This window comes from Achromobacter sp. RTa, assembly GCF_000757485.1.
In the GTDB taxonomy this organism is placed as follows: Bacteria; Pseudomonadota; Gammaproteobacteria; order Burkholderiales; family Burkholderiaceae_B; genus Achromobacter.
Window position 1 is genome coordinate 322,707 of sequence record NZ_JPYO01000045.1, and the last position, 18,658, is coordinate 341,364.

Annotated in this window: 16 protein-coding genes; 4 read left to right on the forward strand and 12 right to left on the reverse strand. The window is 67.4% G+C overall.

The genetic code is table 11. The features are described from left to right. Positions 1-11 precede the first annotated feature (11 nt). Positions 12-2,750 (forward strand): AAA domain-containing protein, encoded by a 2,739-nt coding sequence (locus JL37_RS25770; protein ID WP_052097599.1) that lies wholly within the window; start codon positions 12-14, stop codon positions 2,748-2,750. Here the strand turns inward: JL37_RS25770 and JL37_RS25775 are convergent. Next, entirely contained in the window at positions 2,704-3,510 is an 807-nt protein-coding gene (locus tag JL37_RS25775; protein WP_081955209.1) for a hypothetical protein, read from the reverse strand. The two genes, JL37_RS25770 and JL37_RS25775, sit on opposite strands and share 47 nt — an antisense overlap. Positions 3,511-3,700: 190 nt before the next feature. Here JL37_RS25775 and JL37_RS25780 point away from each other — a divergent pair, with 190 nt between their 5' ends. Continuing rightward, on the forward strand, positions 3,701-4,282 hold the full coding sequence (locus tag JL37_RS25780) for a TetR/AcrR family transcriptional regulator (RefSeq protein WP_043548223.1): 582 nt from the start codon (positions 3,701-3,703) through the stop codon (positions 4,280-4,282). A 137-nt stretch (positions 4,283-4,419) separates the two neighbouring features. Further along, complete coding sequence (locus JL37_RS25785) at positions 4,420-5,691, forward strand: hypothetical protein (RefSeq protein ID WP_043547840.1); 1,272 nt, start codon at positions 4,420-4,422, stop codon at positions 5,689-5,691. Positions 5,692-5,706: 15 nt separating this feature from the next. Here the strand turns inward: JL37_RS25785 and JL37_RS25790 are convergent, their stop codons facing one another. From JL37_RS25790 to JL37_RS25840, 11 genes are all read right to left on the reverse strand, one after another. Further along, positions 5,707-6,270 (reverse strand): hypothetical protein, encoded by a 564-nt coding sequence (locus JL37_RS25790; protein WP_043547842.1) that lies wholly within the window; start codon positions 6,268-6,270, stop codon positions 5,707-5,709. Next, positions 6,267-6,848 (reverse strand): hypothetical protein, encoded by a 582-nt coding sequence (locus tag JL37_RS25795; protein ID WP_043547843.1) that lies wholly within the window; start codon positions 6,846-6,848, stop codon positions 6,267-6,269. The genes JL37_RS25790 and JL37_RS25795 overlap by 4 nt, the downstream gene beginning before the upstream one ends. Next, positions 6,845-7,438: a hypothetical protein gene (locus tag JL37_RS25800; RefSeq protein ID WP_043547844.1), complete on the reverse strand. Its 594-nt coding sequence runs from the start codon at positions 7,436-7,438 to the stop codon at positions 6,845-6,847. Before JL37_RS25800 ends, JL37_RS25795 begins: the two co-directional genes overlap by 4 nt. A gap of 138 nt (positions 7,439-7,576) precedes the next feature. Next, positions 7,577-9,127, reverse strand: coding sequence for an ABC transporter substrate-binding protein (locus JL37_RS25805; protein ID WP_052097600.1), 1,551 nt, complete (start codon positions 9,125-9,127; stop codon positions 7,577-7,579). Positions 9,128-9,152: 25 nt separating this feature from the next. Further along, positions 9,153-10,277, reverse strand: coding sequence for a C45 family peptidase (locus JL37_RS25810; RefSeq protein WP_043548225.1), 1,125 nt, complete (start codon positions 10,275-10,277; stop codon positions 9,153-9,155). Between the two features lie 25 nt (positions 10,278-10,302). After that, complete coding sequence (locus tag JL37_RS29845) at positions 10,303-11,343, reverse strand: CapA family protein (RefSeq protein ID WP_052097601.1); 1,041 nt, start codon at positions 11,341-11,343, stop codon at positions 10,303-10,305. Between the two features lie 10 nt (positions 11,344-11,353). Continuing rightward, positions 11,354-12,907 carry an ABC transporter substrate-binding protein gene (locus JL37_RS25820; protein ID WP_043547845.1) on the reverse strand — a complete coding sequence of 518 codons (1,554 nt, stop codon included), beginning with the start codon at positions 12,905-12,907 and terminating at the stop codon, positions 11,354-11,356. Positions 12,908-12,947: 40 nt separating this feature from the next. After that, positions 12,948-14,078: a C45 family peptidase gene (locus JL37_RS25825; RefSeq protein WP_043547846.1), complete on the reverse strand. Its 1,131-nt coding sequence runs from the start codon at positions 14,076-14,078 to the stop codon at positions 12,948-12,950. A gap of 31 nt (positions 14,079-14,109) precedes the next feature. After that, a complete protein-coding gene (locus tag JL37_RS25830; protein ID WP_043547847.1) occupies positions 14,110-15,765 on the reverse strand; it encodes an ABC transporter ATP-binding protein in 1,656 nt (551 codons plus the stop codon). A gap of 1 nt (position 15,766) precedes the next feature. Continuing rightward, positions 15,767-16,621, reverse strand: a complete 855-nt coding sequence (locus JL37_RS25835; protein WP_052097602.1) for an ABC transporter permease — start codon at positions 16,619-16,621, stop codon at positions 15,767-15,769. 6 nt (positions 16,622-16,627) lie between these two features. Beyond that, on the reverse strand, positions 16,628-17,572 hold the full coding sequence (locus tag JL37_RS25840; RefSeq protein ID WP_043547848.1) for an ABC transporter permease: 945 nt from the start codon (positions 17,570-17,572) through the stop codon (positions 16,628-16,630). A 186-nt stretch (positions 17,573-17,758) separates the two neighbouring features. Here JL37_RS25840 and JL37_RS25845 point away from each other — a divergent pair, with 186 nt between their 5' ends. Further along, a complete protein-coding gene (locus JL37_RS25845) occupies positions 17,759-18,652 on the forward strand; it encodes a LysR family transcriptional regulator (RefSeq protein ID WP_043547849.1) in 894 nt (297 codons plus the stop codon). The last annotated feature ends 6 nt before the right edge of the window (positions 18,653-18,658 follow it).

An 18,658-nucleotide genomic window follows, 5' to 3' on the forward strand; every position in this document is an offset into this window, starting at 1 on the left:
CAAGAGTTCTTATGGTTTCCATCCACGTAAAGGGCCAGGACAAGACCCGGCAGATCAGCGACTGGAAAGTATGGTGCCGCTCTCAGGACAGCGAGCTGATGCTGACTTGCTACTTTCCCTCGGGCAAGCAGTTTTCGGCGCCGCTGAACGAGTGCGAAATCGCGCCGACCGAGACGGTGCAAGGCAAGCTCCTGGGGAAAAAAGGCGGCGTCGTCGCCAGCGAGATCGATCGGGCCGTGCTGTACGGCGGCAAATATGCCGCCGTGTATTACCCGGGTAGGCCGGCGCCTTACGTCATGAGGGCGGAAGACCTCGAATTCGCGCAGGTCTCGCCGATCAAGGAGCAGGAGGTATTCCTTTACCTGCTGGAGGTGGCCAAGGCCCGGGTGCGGGAGGCCGGGTCGGACGACGACAGGATCATCGCGGAGAATGTGCAGCGCCAGCTGGAGGGGCTCGTCCCGCAAGCGGGCACGGCCCTGCACGCCTACTGCACGGCAAGCAACGAGCCGAGGGAGCCGGCGGAAGGCCTGATCTATCCCTTCGGCCTGAACGAAAGCCAGCTCCAGGCGGTGGAACAGGCGTTCGCCTCGCAAGTCAGCTTGGTAGAAGGCCCGCCCGGCACCGGCAAGACGCAGACGATATTGAACATCGTCGCCAATATCCTGCTGCGCGGAAAGACCGTCGCCATCCTGTCCAACAACAATACGGCGGTCGAAAACGTCTGCGAAAAGCTCGACAGGGCGGGCTTGGGCCATCTGGTGGCCAGGCTGGGCAGCGCGGACAATCGCAAGGCGTTTTTTGCCGCTGCGCCCGCGGCGCTCGTGGAGGCGCCCGCATCGGCGCCGGACATGCAGCATATCGAAGCCGTGCTGACGCAGTTGAAGCAGCGCCTGCATGACCAGAACGCAGCCGCGGCGTTGCGCGCGGAAATCGACGAGCTGGAGATAGAGCGCCAGCGCCTGCTGCAGTGGCAGCGCGAGAACATGGCGGCGCCGGGGTCGGTCCCGCTGGAGAAATACCGGCTTTCCGCGCGGAAAACCGCGGACCTGATCGCCTACCTGACCTACCTGGCCGAGCATCGCATCCGGCTCAGGGACAGGATAGGCCTCTTCATGGATTTCCGGATCTTCCGTCTCAAGCCCTTCGCGGACTGGGAACGGCGCAAGTCCGCGATCCATGCCTTGCAGCTGCATTACTACGACAGGGCGCTGCAAGAGAAATCGGCGGAATTGGCGGCGTGCCAGGAGAGGCTTGAGCAGGGCCGATTCAGCGCGCTGCTCGAAGAGCTGACGGCTTCGTCGATGGCGCACCTGAAGCTGCATTTGCGCCAGCGTCCTGCGCCGCCAGAAGAATTCGATGCGGATAGCTACCGCAGGAAATTCGATGCGTTCGTGAGGCGGTACCCGATCATCAGCAGCAGCACTCACTCCATCGTCAATTCGCTCAGGCGCGGTGCGGTCCTGGACTACGCCATCATCGACGAGGCCTCGCAGCAGGACATCGTCCCGGGCGTGCTGGCGTTGGGCTGCGTCCGGAACCTGATCGTCGTCGGAGACAGAAAGCAGCTGCCGCACATTCCCGCGGACCTGGGCCTTGCGGCGCCCGCGCAATACTACGACTGCGACAGGTACAGCATGCTGGACTCCTGCATCGGCGTGTTCGGCAGCGCGCTGCCCACCACGCTGTTGAAGGAGCATTACCGTTGCCACCCGAGGATCATCCAGTTCTGCAACCAGCAGTTCTATGGCGGCCAGCTCATCCCGATGACGGAGGATCGCGGCGAGCAGGCGCTCAGGCTGCTTGTCACCGCCAAGGGAAACCATGCTCGAAGCAACCAGAACCAGAGAGAGATGGATTCCTTGCTGGCGGTGCTGGAGCAAGGCGGAGAGATCGATCCGGATGGCGCCGGCGGAAGCCGGGGATTCATTGCCCCCTACAACGCGCAGGTCTCGCTTTCGCGCAAGCGCCTGCCCAAGGACTTCGTCAAGGACACGGTGCACAAGTTCCAGGGGCGGGAATGCAGCGAAATCGTGTTCTCGACGGTGTTGGACAAAAGCCGATACAGCCAGGATCGCCTGGATTTCGTGGACGATCCGCATTTGGTGAACGTGGCGGTATCGCGCGCCAAGAACAGGTTTACGCTGGTGACCGGCGACGAGGTTTTTGCGCAGAGAAACGGGCACGTCGCCGCGCTGGTGCGCTACATCGAATACTACGCCGATGAAAAGCAGGTCAGCCGCGCTCCGGTCATCTCAGCCTTCGACCTGCTCTACAAGGAATACGACCGGTCGCTCGAACGGCTGAACGCCAGGCTGCGGCCCGCCGATTCGGAATTCAAATCCGAGCAGATCGTGGCGCAGATATTGCGCCAGACCCTGACGCTGGACGCCTATCAGGGCATCATGTTCCACATGCAGATCGCGCTCGGCAAACTGGTGTCGGCGTCGAACGAGGCGCTGACGGCGCGCGAGCGGGAATACATCGCGAACCAGGCCAGCTGCGACTTCGTGCTGTATTTCCAGGTCGGCAAGGCGCCCCTGGGGGTGATCGAGGTGGACGGCGAGTCGCATGCGGCGCCCATGCAGGCCGAGCGTGACGCGTTGAAGAACCGCATCCTGGAGGCCAGCGGCGTCCCGCTGCTGCGGCTCAGGACCGTCGATAGCCATGTCGAAGAAAAAATCGCGGCGTTCCTGGACCACTGCGTCAGCGCGCGGCCGCGTAGCGCCGCCGGAGAACCAGGCCCAGCGTAAGCGCCATGGAGGCCGCGAGCGCGGTTGCCAGCGCGGCATCCGCAGTCCAGCGCGGCGCCGCGAGCGCCAGCGCCGCGCAGAAGGTCGCCAGGCTTGCCGTGCCGAGCAGCGCGGAATAGAGGGTGGCGATGAGGCTGGCGGTGCCGAGCTTCTGGTGGATCGTTACGGCCACGACGCTGTAGCCGATGGGAAAAGCCAACAGCAAACCGGCTCCGGTGGAGCCGAGCCATTGGCTTGCGGTGGTGACGGCTGCTACCAGCGTGCCCGCGAGCAGGCCCCGCACGGCGAGGAGGCCGAACCCGGCCTTTCCTTTTGCGGGGCTGCGGGGCAGGACGAAGCGCCGGCCCAGGCGCAGGCAGATCGCGGTGACCGCAATGAACAGGAGGGCGCCGGTCGCGGGGTGCGCGGGTAGCAGCCGCAGCACGAGCGCGGCCGCGAGCCAGGCCGACACGGCGCATGCCAGACACAGCCAGGGCGGCGTTTTTGCCGCCACGGCGATATAGCACAGCAGGAAGCATTGCGTGGCGCAGAGCGAGAGCAGTGCATAGGCGGCGGTTTGTGCGACGAAGCCAGCGGGGGCTTGCGCAGCCAGGAAGTAAAACCCGGGCCCCAGGATGATGGGAAGCCCGGCCAGCGCGCCGCCGATGAGGGGGCCGAAGGCGCCCACGGCCCATGACACCGCCATCACGACGAACGCCGTGGCGAGCATTCTTACGGCAAGCGCTTCCAGCGGTACGGCGGAAAGAAGAGTGTCCAGCATCGTGATGCCCAGTGTCCAGCAAGCCGCGGATTGGCGATGCGGCGTTTTTTCTTCTCGCGGCGCGAGGCGTGGGTGCTTCGGCGCACCAGCGCCATTCCCGGCCGGACGATGAACGCTCCGGCTGTTCTTGACGCTTCAGAAGCCGGATCGTACAGTATCCGGAACGATCATTCCAGTAATGCTGAATGCCATGCGCACCAAAGCGTTTGAACCCGACGAAATCGCCGACGCCGCCATGAAGGTTTTCTGGCGGCGCGGCTATGCCGGAACCTCGATCCAGGACCTGGTCGAGGGAACGGGCCTGTCGCGCAGCAGCCTGTATGGCACTTTCGAGAACAAACAGGGGCTTTACCAGCAGGCGTTGCGCCGCTATGAGGCGGTGACCGCCGCCAACGTCGGGTTGCTGGCCGGCCCCGGGGCTCCGAAGGACTTGATCCGGCAGTTGCTGATGCGCGTCGCCGACGACGAACTGGGCGATCCGCAGCGGCGCGGCTGCCTGGTGGCGAATGCCACGCTGGAGCTGGCGGGCCAGGATGACGCGGTCGCCCGGCTGGTGGCGCGCAACTTCCAGAGTCTGCAGCAGGCGCTGGAAGAACTGATCCAGCGAGGGCAGGAATCCGGCGCGGTTGCGGCCGGCAAGCGCCCGCGGGCGCTGGCCAGGTTCTTCGTCGGCACCATGCAGGGAATGCGGGTGCTGGGCAAGGGCAGCCCCGCGCCGCAGCGCCGCCAGTGCCTGCTGGATGTGATCGACGTGGCGCTCGATATGCTGTAGCCGCGCGCCTGCGCGGGGCAGGCGTGCATCGGCGCCGCTGACACCCTGTGCGCAATCGTGGCAAGCGGTAACAGTCCGGCCCCGGGGGCGGGCATTAAGATCGATCGCTTCAATCCGCGCAACGACAGGGTGGCGAAATGCTCGAGCCCGTTCTCGCGCCGTGGGCGCTTACCGGCAGGCTGTGGCTGCGGTTCTGGCCGCAACTGATGGCTTTGGTCGCGGGCGGCGCGCTGGCCCATGATGTGCTGTTGTGGGTGGCGGTGCACGTCGGTTTCGCCAACCACCTGTCCGGGCTGGCGGTGCTGACGCTGGTTGCGCTGGTGCAGCTGGTCACGACGGTGGCCATGTTCCTTGTCCTGCTTCCGGGCCTGCCGGCCCTGCGGGGCGCGCAGGAGGCGGCGCGCGCGGGCGGCGCGGCGGAGGGCGGGAAGGGGCGCCTGGGGCAGGCCTTGACGGTGGCCTTGCTGCCGTTTTTCGCCTATTACGCGGCCTGGGGTTTCCTGGGCGATACGGTGAGGCAGTATTCGCGGCTGGCCTACGGCCTGGACCCGCTGGGCGAGCACGGCCAGGTGCTGGATGCGCTGGATTCGCGCTGGCTGCTGGTGTCGGTGGCGATTTCCTGGCTGGTCCGCAAGGCGGCGGTGGCGGCGCGCGAGCGCACGCAGCGCGGCGGCTGGCAGTGGCTGGTGGTGCTGTGCGAGACCAATTGGATCCTCATCGGTCTGTATGTGATCAGCCGCTGGAAAGACCAGGCCTGGCAATGGCTGTTCGACAAGCGCGGGCTGGATGCCCTGCTGCAATCCCTGCTGAATGCGCTGGCGCCCATCTCGGATGCATGGGCGGCCGGCATGGTTCCGGTGGAGGCGCAGGGGCCGAGCTGGGGCGCCGCGCTGACGCGTTTGTTCTTCTATGCCTTGCTGCCCGTGATCTGGCTGGTAATGGCCGCGCTGGTCTATGGCTACGACGTGCGCGAGGACGCCGAACTGCGGCGCTACGACCGGCTGCAGCGCCTGGGCGAGCGCTATCGTTCGGTGCCGCGCTTCCTGCGCGATTTCGTCGAGCATTTCGTGGCGGGCTATCGCAAGCGCTATCTGCCGCTGGCCAATGGCGTGCGTCTGGCCTTTCACAGCGGCACGCTGCTGCTGGTCACGCTGATCGTGGGCTATCGCCTGATCGATTGGGGAGGGGCGTGGCTGTGGTACGGCACGGCGCGCCTGATGGGGCCCCATGACCTGTACTCATGGCAGCTGCTGGGCCAGGTGGTGTCGCTGCTGTTCGGCAGCCCGTTCCGGGATTCGTCCACCGGCTTGCTGATCGAGCCTTTGCGCATCTGCTTCCTGGCCGCCGTGCTGGAAAGCGCGTTCGCGCCCTGGCGGTCGCGCCGTTCCGCGGCCGCGCCGGCGGCCTGACCGTTTCTTGGCCGCTCAGTTGGCCGGCTGCGGTGAAAAACGCAGGTAATCTGGCCGGTCGCTTTCCATGGAGACGGACAGCGACCAGGGCGGAACCGCGTCGCGCGGCACCATGAAAACTTCGATGACGTCGATGCTTGAGCCGGGCGTAAGGCCGCGATGGGCCGCGGCCACGCAGCCGCGCGCCGCCTTGGGCGGAATGCGCAGAACCGGGTCGACGGCGGGCAGCCACGTGCGCCCGCGCGCGTCGTGCAGGGCGATCCGGCAACCGCGCCAGCGCGCGGGCAGATCGGGGGATTCTGCCTGGACCTGGAAGACGGCCAGGGCGGCACGCGAGCCGGGCAGCCAACCCCGGTTCGCCGGCGGTTCCAGCGTGCTGAATTCATGCAGGCGCCACTGGGCGCCGCCCATCGGAGCCTGCGCGCCGGCGGCCACGTCGCGCGGACGCAGCTCGCGTTCTTCCAGCCAGTGAGCCGCGTTTTCGTGGCCGTTCCAGAACAGGGTCAGCAGAAGCAGCGGCGGCAGCAGCCAGAGGCTGCGGCGCCGCCAGCGGCGCTCGTCGGGCAAGACGTCGGTCAAGGCGCGCTCTCCTCGTCCAGGTCGTACCGGGCGACGGCTTGCGGCCGGCCGTCGGCATCGACGGGCACGTCGTCCAGCGCGATGCGGGCCTGCGAGTCCAGGCGCGGCCCGTAGCGCGAGGAAAGCAGCAGGGTGGCGCCGCGCGCCTGGTCGGAGCGGATCTCGAACACCAGCCGCACGGTGCGCGGCAGGCCCGGATCCAGGAAGTAGGGCGGCACGCCGCGCGCGAGCGAGAGGCGATCCGTATGGCGGTAGGCCAGGCCGTCCGGGCCCCGCCAGGCGGCTTCGGCGACCGTGGCCGACGTGCCGGCGGCGGCCAGGCGCAGCCACACGATGGCCCAGACGCCTCCTGTTTCGCGGGTCTGGACTTTGCCCAGGCGGCGGTACTCCAGCCGTTGCGCGAACTGCACGCGTTGCACCGTGGCTTCGAACAGGCGAGTGTTCACGGCTTCGCCCATGGCCCCGCGCTCGGCGATGGGGCCCGTCAGTTCCATGTAGCGCGGCGTGCTGCGTTGCATGGCATACAGCGCCAACGCCGCGGCCAGGATCAGCAGCAGGGAGCCCAGCCGCGCGCTCACGAGGCAGGCTCCGGCTCATTTCCCCGGGTCACCGGCAGCTCGACCCGCCCCACGATGGCTGGATTGAACCAGCCGGGCGCGCCATAGAGATTGTCGATGGGCTTGTAGGTCTGGCTTTCCACCGCGAAGGCGGCATGCGAAGGCGCCGCGGCGGCGGGCGGAAGCATCCAGATGTAGGCGACGCGTTCGGGCAGACCCGGCTGCAGGTAGGGCATCTGCTGCGCATCGCGCAAGCCCACCACGATGGGCTTGCCGATGGCCGTGCCCGCCGGGGCTCGCCAGCGGAACACTCCCAGATAATCGCTGCTGGATTCGGCGGTGCGGTTGGTCAGGTCCGCTTCGAGCACCAGGGCGGTGGTCCCGGGCTTCAAGGGCACGTCGTAGGTCCTGGCGTCCGAGACCCAGGCGCGGCGCGGCACCACGTGCCATTGGCCGGTCTGGATGGCGGCGCCGGCGCTGAATACGGTCTCGGGGCCTCGGTTGATCTTGCCGTAGGCGCCATAGAGCGCCACGCTGCCGGCGGCGACCAGGGCGCCTACGCTGGCGAGGCGGGCCGCGACACGGGTTTTGAGCGAGTGCAGTACGCGCATCCGGACTCCTGGCGCGCCTCGGCGGCGCGCATCGAGCCCCACATCGTAGGCGCGCCTTTCCGCGGGATCTTGTCCGGATGTTTCCAGGCGTGTCGCGCGCGGGCGAGGGGCGCGGTCACGCCAGGTTTTGACACAATTCTAGGGTTCGAAAGACACTCCCCAGAGGCGCGGCATGCCTTCCCAGGGCTGGAAACCCCGGATCTTGCGCGATACCGCCCAGGGCTCCATCGGGTTGAACAGCATGATGAGAGGCACCTCGTCCAGCATCTGCAGGTGCAGCGCGTCGAACAGCCGCTGGCGTTCCTGCCTGTCGGATACCACGGCTGCCTGCTCGAGCAGCGATTGCGCCTTGGGGCTGTCCCAGACCTTGCGCGGCTGCGTGGCCTTGGGGCCGGTGAAATGCTCGAAGCTCAAGGCGGGATCGATGCGCGAAGAGTACGAATGGACCATGACCTGATAGTTCCCCTTCAGGAAACGGTCCATGTGCGTGCCCCATTCGACGATATCGATGTCGGATTCCACGCCGACTTCGCGCAGCATCTGCTGCACCACGATCGCCACGTTCAGGCTGGGGATGTTCTCGCGGTTGTTGGTGGTGATGCGGATCCGCTCGCCCTTGTAGCCGGCCTCCTTGAGCAGGGCGCGAGCCCGGGCGGGGTCGAAGGCCGCGCGCTTTTTCTGCGTGTCGCTGTAGTAGTACGAACCGGTCTTCACCGTGGAGCCGTTGGGTATGCCTTTGCCGTCCGTGACCAGGGCGACGACCTGCGCGACGTCGATGGCCGCCGCCAGGGCCTGCCGCAACTTCGGATTGGACATCAGCGGGTCGCGGGTCTGGAACAGGATGGCGTTGCGCCCGCCCGTCAGGTCTTCGGCGATGGCCAGCCGCCCGTTCTTGGTCACCTCGGGCACGTCGATGTTCTGGACCTTGGCGATATCCAGCGCGCCCGAGGCCAGGCCTGCCTTGATGGTGGACGCGTCGGGAACGACCAGGAACCGCACTTCGTCGACGAGGGCTTCCTTCTTGCCGGTGGCGCCATCGGGGGCCTCGCCGGGCGGCGAGACGTAATCGGTGTAGCGGCTGAGGCTGATCTGCTGGCCGCGCGTCCAGCCGGCCAATTTGTACGGGCCTGTGCCGACGGGGGATTTCCAGCTGCCGTCCGGATTCAGCGAATCGGGATGGATGACGCCGGCCATGGCGCAGTCGGTGCGCGCCAGCGAGTCCAGGAACAGGGCCTGGGGCTTGTTGATGCGCATCACGAAGGTGCGCGGATCGGGCGCGCTGACGTCGGTCACCTTCAAGCCGTTGCGCCCGTCGAACTCGCTGCGGCAGCGCCAATCCGTGGCGGGCATCATGTAGCGCTCCCAGCTCCACAGCACTTCGGCGGAGGTGAGGGGAGCGCCGTTGTGGAAATGCACGCCGGAGCGCAGGGTGAAGGTGTAGGTCAGCCCGTCGTCCGACAGCGCGACGCGCTCCGCCAGCAAGGGCTTGACCAGCCCGTCGGCGCCGTAGCCGACCAGGCCTTCCACGATGTTGAGCATGACGCCATCGGTGTTGCCGTCGCGGTTCACGCCGGGATTGGTGCTGCGGATGTCGGCGTTCAGGACGACGGTCAGAGGCCGGGCCGAGGCGGCGGCCGGTCCGGCGGCGCATGCGGCGGCCAGCGCCAGGGCGATGAGGTTCTTTTTCACGGGAGCGGTTCCAGTGGACGGGGGATCAGTCGATGGGATGGGCGTCGCCCGCCAGGCCGTAGCGCGTGAACGACTGGCCGAACGACGGCATGACGGCGATATCCATGGTGCCGCCGGCGGTGTCCAGCACCAGGGTGGCGACGGTGGCGGTGCGGCCGCCGGTCAACGTGCCGCGGGGCGGCCGGCAGACGGAATAGGGGGTCGCCCAGTCGTCGCCGAGGGCGCGCCGCACGTCGGCCACGGCGATCCGCGGGCCGCAAGCCTCCAGCAGTTCGCGCACGCGCCAGGCCCGGTAGTAGGTGTCCACGGCGTTCTTCAGCCCCGCCTCGCGCAGCTTGCCCAATGCCACTTCGCTCATGAAATGGTTGGAGTGGGTCAGGATGCCGTCCTGGGGCAGCAGCGTGAAGCTCTCGTCCGGCGCGCATTCGAAGTCGATCACCCAGCCGGCCTGGCTGACGATCATATTGCTGGAACATGCTTTCGGCGTGGCGGCGATCAGCTGCATGGCGATGGCCACGTGCTCCTGGCAGAGCACCGCGCGCCGCACACTGCTCAAAGGCACGCCCGACTGCGTATAGTCGCGGTCGCTGCTGAGGTAGTTGCCGGTAAGGCCGATGCCGGCCGAGTTGAAGCCGTGCCGCGCGAGGCCCCCGGCCTCGACCAGGGTCAGGAAGACCAGGCCGGTTTCCAGCGTGACGCGCAGCACGATGGTGCTGTCGCAGGCGTCCGGATCCCAGTCCCAGTTGTGGGCATGGATCAGCTGGCCCGTCGCGCTGCGCGCGGGCATGACGAGCGCGGCGGTGCACTCGCCCTCGGCGGGATCCACATTGCCCATTCTGGCCAGCAGGCGCGCCTTGGCGATGACTTCCGTGCGGGCGTTGATCAGGGCGACGTCGTCGAAGTCGCACCCGGCGCCTTCCGCGATGCCGCGCATTTCTTCAGTGTGCCCGGGATCGAATCCCTGGATCTGGTCGGCGAATTCCTTGATCAGCGCGGCCTGCGCCGCCGGGCTCATGCCCAGCTTGTCGAGTTCGCCGCGGTAGTGGCGGGCGCTGTGGGCGATGCGCGCGGGCACGGCCCTGCCGTATTGCAGGCCGCGTTCATAGGGGCTGCCGGAGATCGAGACGAGGGGGAACGGAGCGTATTTCATATGGGGATGCGATAGGAGGCGGAGTTCAGGATTGGGCGCGGCCATCGAGTTCGAGGCGCAGGCCGTCGCCATCGGCGGACAGCCTTGCGCCCAGCGCGGCGGAGGACTGGACGAGGAGATCGCGTTCCGGCGCCACGGCGGATGCGGGCACGAGCACGGTCTGGTTGGCCGGATTGCGCTGGACGAAACTGAATTGCAGGGCGGCCGGGCGCGCGTCGCGGACCTCCACGCGGGCGATCATGCCGGTCCATTCGGTGTGCGCATCGGCCTGGTGCGCCACCTGGAACGAGAAATTGCCGCTGCCGTAGAGAATCGGCCTGCCTTGGTGCAGTTCGACGGGCAGGATCATGTGGGGGCCGTGACCCAGCACGAGGTCGGCGCCGGCCTCGATGGCCGCGTGCGCGTATTCGCGCTGGTATTGCAGGACTTCGCGGCGATAGCCCCAGTGCAGCGAGGCGACCACCACGTCCGCCTGGGCGCGCAGCGCCGCCACGTCGGCGCGGAACTGCGCCAGCGATTCGGGGCAGGCCCAGGTCAGGACTTCGGGAGGAACGCCCGGGCGCGTGCGCGCCGCCTGCGTCTCCAGGCGCGGGCGGTAGGCGGTGTGCGCCTTGATGATGGCGACGCCGGCCTGGTGGGCGCCGGCTTCGTGGTTGTCCGGCCAGTACACCGCGGTGCGCTGCAGAAAGCCGTAGCGCACGCCATCGCGCACTTCGATAAATGGCGCGCGCGCGGCGGTGGAATCCGCGCCGGCGCCGACGCTGGGCAGGGACGCGGCCCGGAGGGCGGCCAGCGACGACAGCACGGCTTCGTGGCCGATATTGACATTGTTGGCGTTGCCCACCGCCTGGAGGCCCGCGTCGCGCAGGGCCTGGGCGTGCCGGGGAGAGGTATAGAAGCCTCGGCGCTCCTGCGCATGCTCGGGCAGGTCGTACAGGCAGCATTCCAGGTTGGCGAAGACCAGGTCCGCCGCCAGCAGGGGCTGGCGGACCTGATCGAACAGGCCCGTGGCGTCGTCGACGCCCTTGAGATTGATGTCGCCCAGCAGATAAAGCGTGTGATTCATGGCGGCGTTCCTATTCGCTCTTCGACACTTCCCAAAGCTGAGGCGTGCCGAAAATCGACGACTCGAAGCCTTTCACGTTCTTGCGGTATGCGCCGGTGCTCAGGGTGTTGAACAGCGGGATGATGGGGACCTGTTCGAGCATCAGCCGGTGCAGCTGGTCCAGCAAGGCCTGGCGTTCGGCGGGAGCGGTGGTGTTGGTCGCCTTTTCAAGCAGCGCGCGGGCGCCGGGATCGTCCCACAGCTTGCGCGGCTGGGTCGCCTTGTCGCCGGTGACGGCTTCATAGCTGAGGGCGGGATCCATGCGGCTGGAATACGAGAAGGACATCATCTGGTAGTTGCCCTTTTGCCACTTGTCCTGCTGGGCGCCCCATTCCAGCACTTCGATGTCGGCATTGATGCCGGCCTGCTGCAGCATCGCCTGGGTGATGACCGCCGCGTCGTAGTTCGGCAGGTTGCGCTTGTTGGTCGAGATGACGATCCTCTCGCCTTTGTATCCGGCCTTCGCGAGCAGGGCCTTGGCCTTGGCCGGGTCGTAGGCGTAGCCCTGCTTTTCGGCGTCGCCGTAGTAGGGCGACACCACGGGAACCAGCGAGTTGTTGGGTTCGGCCAGGCCGTAGGTAACGCCGGCCACCAGCTCCTTGTAGTTCAGCGCCGCGGCGATGGCCTGGCGCAGATAGGGGTTGGAGAGCAGCTTGTCGCGGGTCTGGATCGTCAGGGTGGACGGAGCGAGCTGCGGCACGACGGTCGTGCCGATGGCCTGGTTCCGGGCCAGTTCCGCGACCTCGGAATAAGGCACTTTCGACATCAGGTCGATGGCGCCGCTCGCCAGGGCGGTCTTGGCCGTGGCCGGGTCCGAAATGACGACGAAGCGCACTTCGTCGACCAGCGGGCGCTTGGAGCCCACATAGCCGTCGCGCTGGCCGGGCCGGTTCGCATAGTTCTCGAAGCGCGTCAGGCTGATGTATTCGCGCCGGCGCCATTCGGCGAAGCGGAAGGGGCCGGTGCCGATCGGCTTGTCCCAGGTGCCGTCGGGCTTGACCGAGTCCCGGTGCGTGATGGCGGTCATGCCGCAGTCGTTGCGGGCCAGCGAATCCAGGAACAGCGGCGCCGCCTTGTTCAGCTTGAAGACGACGGTGGCCGGATCGGCGGCGGTGGCGCTTTCGACCTTCAGCCCGATGCGGCCGTCGAAATCGGTGAGGCAGCGCCAGCCGGTCTTGGGATTCATGTAGCGGTTCCAGCTCCAGACCACGTCATCGGCGGTCAAGGGGGCGCCGTTATGGAAGGTCACGCCCTGGCGCAGGTGGAAGGTATAGGTCTTGCCGTCCTCGGAGACGTCGATCTTCTCGGCGAGCAGCGGCGAGGCCTGGCCTTTCGCGTTGTAGCCCACCAGGCCTTCCACGGTATGCAGCACCACCGTGTCGGTATTGGCGTCGCGGTTCACGCCGGGATCGCTGCTGCGGATGTCCGCGTCCTGGTGAACGCGCAATACCGTGGCGGCCAGGGATGGCGCCGCGGCCGTCAGGAGGGTGGCCAGGGCGGTAAGCGCATACAGAGGTCGTTTCATGGTGGGTCCTTGATGAGATCGGTTTTCTGCCAGGAGACGTTCAGAAGGAAAGCGGGGAGCCCCGCTCCAGCGAATAGCGGGCGTAGGCGGTGTGGCGCCAGGGCATGCGCGCCACTTCCAGGATGCCGGCGGCGGGTTCCATGATCAGGGTGGCCGTGGTGCAGGAGGGGTAGCCCTGGGCGCTGACCCTGCCTGGCCGGCAGACGGAGAAGGGCGTGGCGTGCGTGTCCGCGAAGGCCGCCTTGAGATCCCGCGCGCCGAGGCTGCGGCCGGCGGCGGCCAGGTGCCGGCGGACGCGCTGGTCGCGATAAAGGCTCTCGGGCGAACCGGCGATGCCGGTTTCCTTCAGCTTGCCGAGCGCGACGGGGCTGACCCAGTGGTTGGCGTGGACCAGCAGGCCGTCTTCGGGGTAGACGAGGAAGGTCTCGTCCGGCGCGCATTCCAGGCTGAGCGCGAAGCCCAGCTGCGTGCCCAGGATGAGATTGCACGAGCATGCCTTGGGCGTGGCGGTCACGGCCTGCAGCGCCAGCGCGTAATGCTCCTGCTCCAGCGCCTTGCGGCGCACCAGCGGCAGCGGCACGCCGTCCTGCTGGTAGTCGCGGCTGGAAGACATGCCGTTGCCGTTCAAAGCGATGCCCGCGGAGTTCATGCCGTAGCGCGCCAGCCCGCCGGCCTCCACGAAGGTCAGCACATCCGGGCCATCTTCGCGCAAGAGGCGCAGGATGATGATGGTGTCGGCGCAATCCTGGCGGTTGTCCCAGTTCTGGCCTTGCAGGAAGTTGCCATTGGCGCTGCGGCCCGGGAGGATGGCGGCGCCCGTGCACTCGTCGCTCCCGGGTTCCGCGCCGCCTGCCTTGCGGGCGCGGCGGGCCTGCGCCACGATCTCGGTGCGCGCGTTGATCATCAGCACGTCCTCGAACGAGACGCCCGCGCCGGCGGCAATGCCGCGCATCTCTTCCAGGTAGGCAGGCTCGAAGTCCTCGATGGAGCGTGAGAAGCGGGCGATGAGACGTTGCAGATCCGCCGGCGAGAACTGGAGCTGCTGCAGCGCCCGGGCGTAGATGTCGGCGCTGCGCTTGACGCGCGCGGGCACCAGGCGGCCGTGCTGCAATCCCCGCTCATAAGGCGGGCCGGATACTTCAACCAGTGGGAAGAATGCTTCTGCTTCCATGTCTGTTCCTATGGTCCCGGGTCGCCGGGGTTCATTGATCGAATCGCCATTTCAGGCGCACGCCGCCGTTCTCGTTGGGCTCGAGGGCGGGAATGGCGGAGAGCAGCTTGCGGGTGTAGGGGTGTTGGGGGGCGTCGAAGATCTGGTCGCGCGGGCCCTGCTCGACGATCTTGCCGTCCTGCATCACGACCACGCGGTCCGCGACCTGTTCGACCACGCCCAGGTCGTGGCTGATGAACAGGCAGGAGAAGCCATGGCGCTGTTGCAGCTCGGCGAAGAGCTTGAGCACCTGGGCGCGCACCGTGACGTCGAGCGCCGAGACAGGCTCGTCGGCGATCACGAAAGCGGGCCGGCGGACGATGGCGCGGGCGATCGCCACGCGCTGGCGCTGCCCTCCGGACAATTCATGGGGATAGCGCCGGGCGTACTCGGGGCCCAGTCCCACCTCGGCCAGCACGGCGTCGACGCGGGCCATTTTTTGCGCCGCGGACATGCCGCTCACCTGGCGCAGCCCCTCGACGGTGAGCTCGCCCACGGTCATGCGCGGGTTCAGCGACGAGTACGGGTCCTGGAACACCATCTGGCAATTGAGGCGATAGTCGTTCCAGGCGGCGCCCGCCTGCGCGATGGGCCTGCCCCGGAAGTAGATGCCGCCGTCCGTGGGAGCCAGCAGTCCGGCGATGGCGCGGCCCAGCGTGGTTTTGCCGGAGCCCGACCCGCCGACCACCGCCACGACTTCGCGCGGACGGATCTGCAGGTCTATGCCGTGCAGCGCGCGTTTGGCGGCCGTGCGGCCGAACAGGCGCTGGCGGCCCGCGTAGTCGACCAGCAGCCCCCGCACGTCGACAATGGGCGCTTCCGGCGGGATCGGGCGGGCCGGCTCGCGGTGGGGCATGGCCGCCAGCAGCTGGCGGGTGTACGGGTGCGCCGGGCGGTCCAGAATCTGCTGGGTGGTGCCGCTTTCGACGATTTCTCCGTGGCGCATGACGATCATGCGCTCCGTGTACTGCGCCACCATCGGCAGGTCGTGGCTGATCATCAGCACCGCCGTGTTCCGGTCGCGCGTCAGTTCGAGCATCAATTCCAGCACGTCGCGCTGGACCACGGCATCCAGCGCGGTGGTGGGTTCGTCGGCGACCAGCAGGGCGGGCTCCAGCAGCATCACGGCGGCCAGCATCATGCGCTGGCGCATGCCGCCGGAAAACTCGTGCGGCCAGGCCTCCAGGGCGGAGGCCGGATCGCGCAGGCCGACCCGCGCCAGCATGGCCAGGATCATCTGCTTGCGCAGGACGGGGGGCAGTTCCTTGCGGTGCAGTGCCAATCCTTCATCGAGCTGGCGGCCGATCTTCATGGATGGGTTGAGCGAGGTCATGGGTTCCTGGAACACCATGCCGATGCGCGCGCCGCGCAGCTTGCGCAAGGCGGCCGGGCGGGCATCCGTCAGCGATACGCCTTCGAAGGCGATCGTGCCGGCCGAACGCACCAGCGGCGGGGGCGTGAGGCCCAGCAGCGCGCGCGCCGCCTGGGTCTTGCCGCTGCCGGATTCGCCGACGATGCCGACGAGTTCCCCGGGCTTGATGGAGAAGCTGACCCGCTTGACGATTTCCCTGCCGCCGGCTCCCACCGTCAGCGTCAGGCCGTTCACATCCACCAGCGTTGCGGCGGCGTTCTGGTTCTTGGTCGTCATGTCATTCACCCGTGCGCATGCGAGGGTCGAGGCGGTCGCGCACGGCGTCGCCCAGCAGGTTGATGCCCAGCAGGGTGAGTGAAATGCAGATGCCGGGAAAAATGCTGAGATAGGTCGCCTGCGCCATGAACGGGCGGGCAGAGGCCAGCATGTTGCCCCACGTCGGCGCGGGCGGCGGCACGCCCAGGCCCAGGAAGGACAGGGCGCTTTCCGCCAGGATGACCCAGCCGAACATCGAGGTTGCAAGCACGGTCAGCGGCGCGACGCAGTTCGGCAGCACGTGGCGGCCCATCGTGTACCACTCGGAATTGCCCAGGACGCGCGAGGACTCGATGAATTCGCGCTCGCGCAGGGACAGCACCGTGCCGCGCACGATGCGGGTCACGGACGGGGTGTACGCCAGGCCCAGCGCCAGGATGATGCCGTACTTGTTGGCCCCGACCACGGCAAGCAGCCCCAGCGCCAGCAGCAGGCCGGGAAAGGCCAGCAGGGCGTTGTTGAAGGCCATGATGATGCGGTCGGTCCAGCCGCGCACGAAACCGGTCAGCACGCCGATCGCCGTGCCCAGCACGACGGCGAACGACACCGTCAGCAGGCTGATCCAAACGCTGGTCGAGGCGCCTACCATCAGGCGGCTGAGCACGTCGCGGCCGAACTCGTCGGTGCCCAGCCAGAACTGCGCGCTGGGTGGCTTGAGCCTCGAGGCGAAGCTGATGCCCAGCGGGTCGCGCGGGGTCCATACCGCGCCCAGCAGGGCAGCGGCCAGGACGATGGCGATGATGGCTCCGCCTACCGCCGCATTGGCGGGAAGGCGGCGGCGCCGGGTTTTCGCGGGTTTGATGGCAGTCAGTTCCATATCGGGTTACTCCGCGCCTACACGGGGATCGAAAGCGGGATAGAGCAGGTCGACGAACAGATTGACCAGCACGTAGATGACGGCGACGAACAGCAGGCAGCCCTGGATGACCGGGTAATCGCGCGCGAAGATCGAATCGACCAGCAGCCGGCCCAGGCCGGGGATGGTGAACACGGTCTCGACCACGGCGATGCCGCCCAGCAGGTTGCCCAGCACCAGGCCGATGAGTGTCCAGGTGGGGCCGAAGGAATTCTTGAAGACGTGATGGGCCAGCACGGCGCTTTCGCTCAGGCCCTTGGCGCGGGCATGGGTGACGTAGTCCAGGCGCAGCACTTCCAGCGCGCTGGCGCGCGCCATGCGCATGAGCACGCCGATCTCGTGCAGGAATAGCGTCAGGATGGGCATGGCCAGGTACAGCAGGCCGGCGACCGCATCCTCGGAGACCGACACGTAGCCGACGACCGGCAGCCATTCCAGCTTCAGCCCCAGCAGCAACAGCAGCAGGAGGCCCAGCCAGAAGGTGGGAATGGACACGAGCAGCGTGGCCACGCCGACCAGCGCGATGTCGGTGGGCCGGTTCTGGCGCCAGGCGGCGATGATGCCGGCCGGCACGGCGACCAGCGTGGCGGCGGCCACGGCGGCCAGCACGATGGGGGCGCTGACGAGGAAGCGGTCCCAGACCAGGGCCAGCACGGCCTGGCCGGTTGTGATCGAATTCCCCAGGTCGCCATGCAGCAGGTTGTTGAACCAGAGCGTGAATTGGGTGGGCCAGGGCTGGTCCAGTCCCATGCGCTGGCGCAGGTCCTCCAGGCTGGCGGGGTCGGCCAGGTCGCCCAGCAGCAACTGGGCCGGGTCTCCCGGGATCAGGCGGATAAGCACGAAAACGGCGACCGACACGATCAGCAGTGTGGGTATGGCCATTCCTATGCGCGTTAGTGCGAAGCGAAGCATATGGGGCTCATGGCTCACGTCCAGGCGCCTGCCGCGGCGGCGCGGAGGGGACGATTCTGTTGACGGGGACCGCGTTCGCCGGCGCGGTTGCGGATCGGCGTAACTTTGACGTCCTGTCATAAAGAAGTAAAACTAAAATTACTTTGGGGTATATAAAGGTTTGCTTTTCAATATGGTGACTGCCCGATGAGTTCGATCCGTTTCTTCCGCACCTTCGTCGCCGTCGCGCGCAGCGGATCTTTCGCCGCGGCGTCGGAGCGCGTGTCGCTGACGCCGGCCGCGGTCAGCCTGCAGATGCGCGCGTTGGAAGATGATCTGGGCCTGACGCTGTTCGACCGTAGCGGCAAGATCGTGTCGTTGAGCGAGAGCGGGCACCGGCTGCTGCCGCGGGCCGAACAGCTGCTGGCGCTGTACGACGATCTGCGAGATGGCCCCGACGGCGACCAGGAAGTGGTGGGGTCCATCAACGTGGGCGCGGTGGCGACGTCCATGGCGTTCCTGGCGCGCGCGGTGCTGATCCTGCGGGAAGCGCACCCGAAACTGAAAGTGCAGCCCGCGATCAACTTCTCCGGCGACTTGTCAGTGAGGGTCCGCGCGGGCGAGCTGGACGCCGCGCTGGCGGTGAAGAACGCCCACAAGCTGCCTGCCGGCACGCAATGGACACCGCTCTATACCGAGCCTTTCGTGTTCATCGCGAACCGCCAATCAGCCGGCAGGGCGGACATCGGCAGCCTGATGAAACGCCGCCTGTTCCTGCGGCCTTCGCGCAATACGCATACGGGCGCGCTGATCGACGCCTTCGTGCGCAGGAACCGCCTGCGGTTCGGCGAGTTCCTGGAAATCAATTCGTTGCGGACGATGGTGGAGCTGGTGCAGCAGGATGTCGGCGTCACCATCGTGCCGCTCACGCGGGCCGCCCGCTGGGAGGACGACCCGCGCCTGCGCGTGACCTATTTCGACGATCCGACGGCGCATCGGGCCGTGGGCCTGTTCGAAAGCGAGGCGCGCAGCCACCTGACCAGCGCGCTCAGGCGCGTCCTGCTCGACACCATCGAACAGGACGCCCAGCTGCGGCAGTGAGGCGCG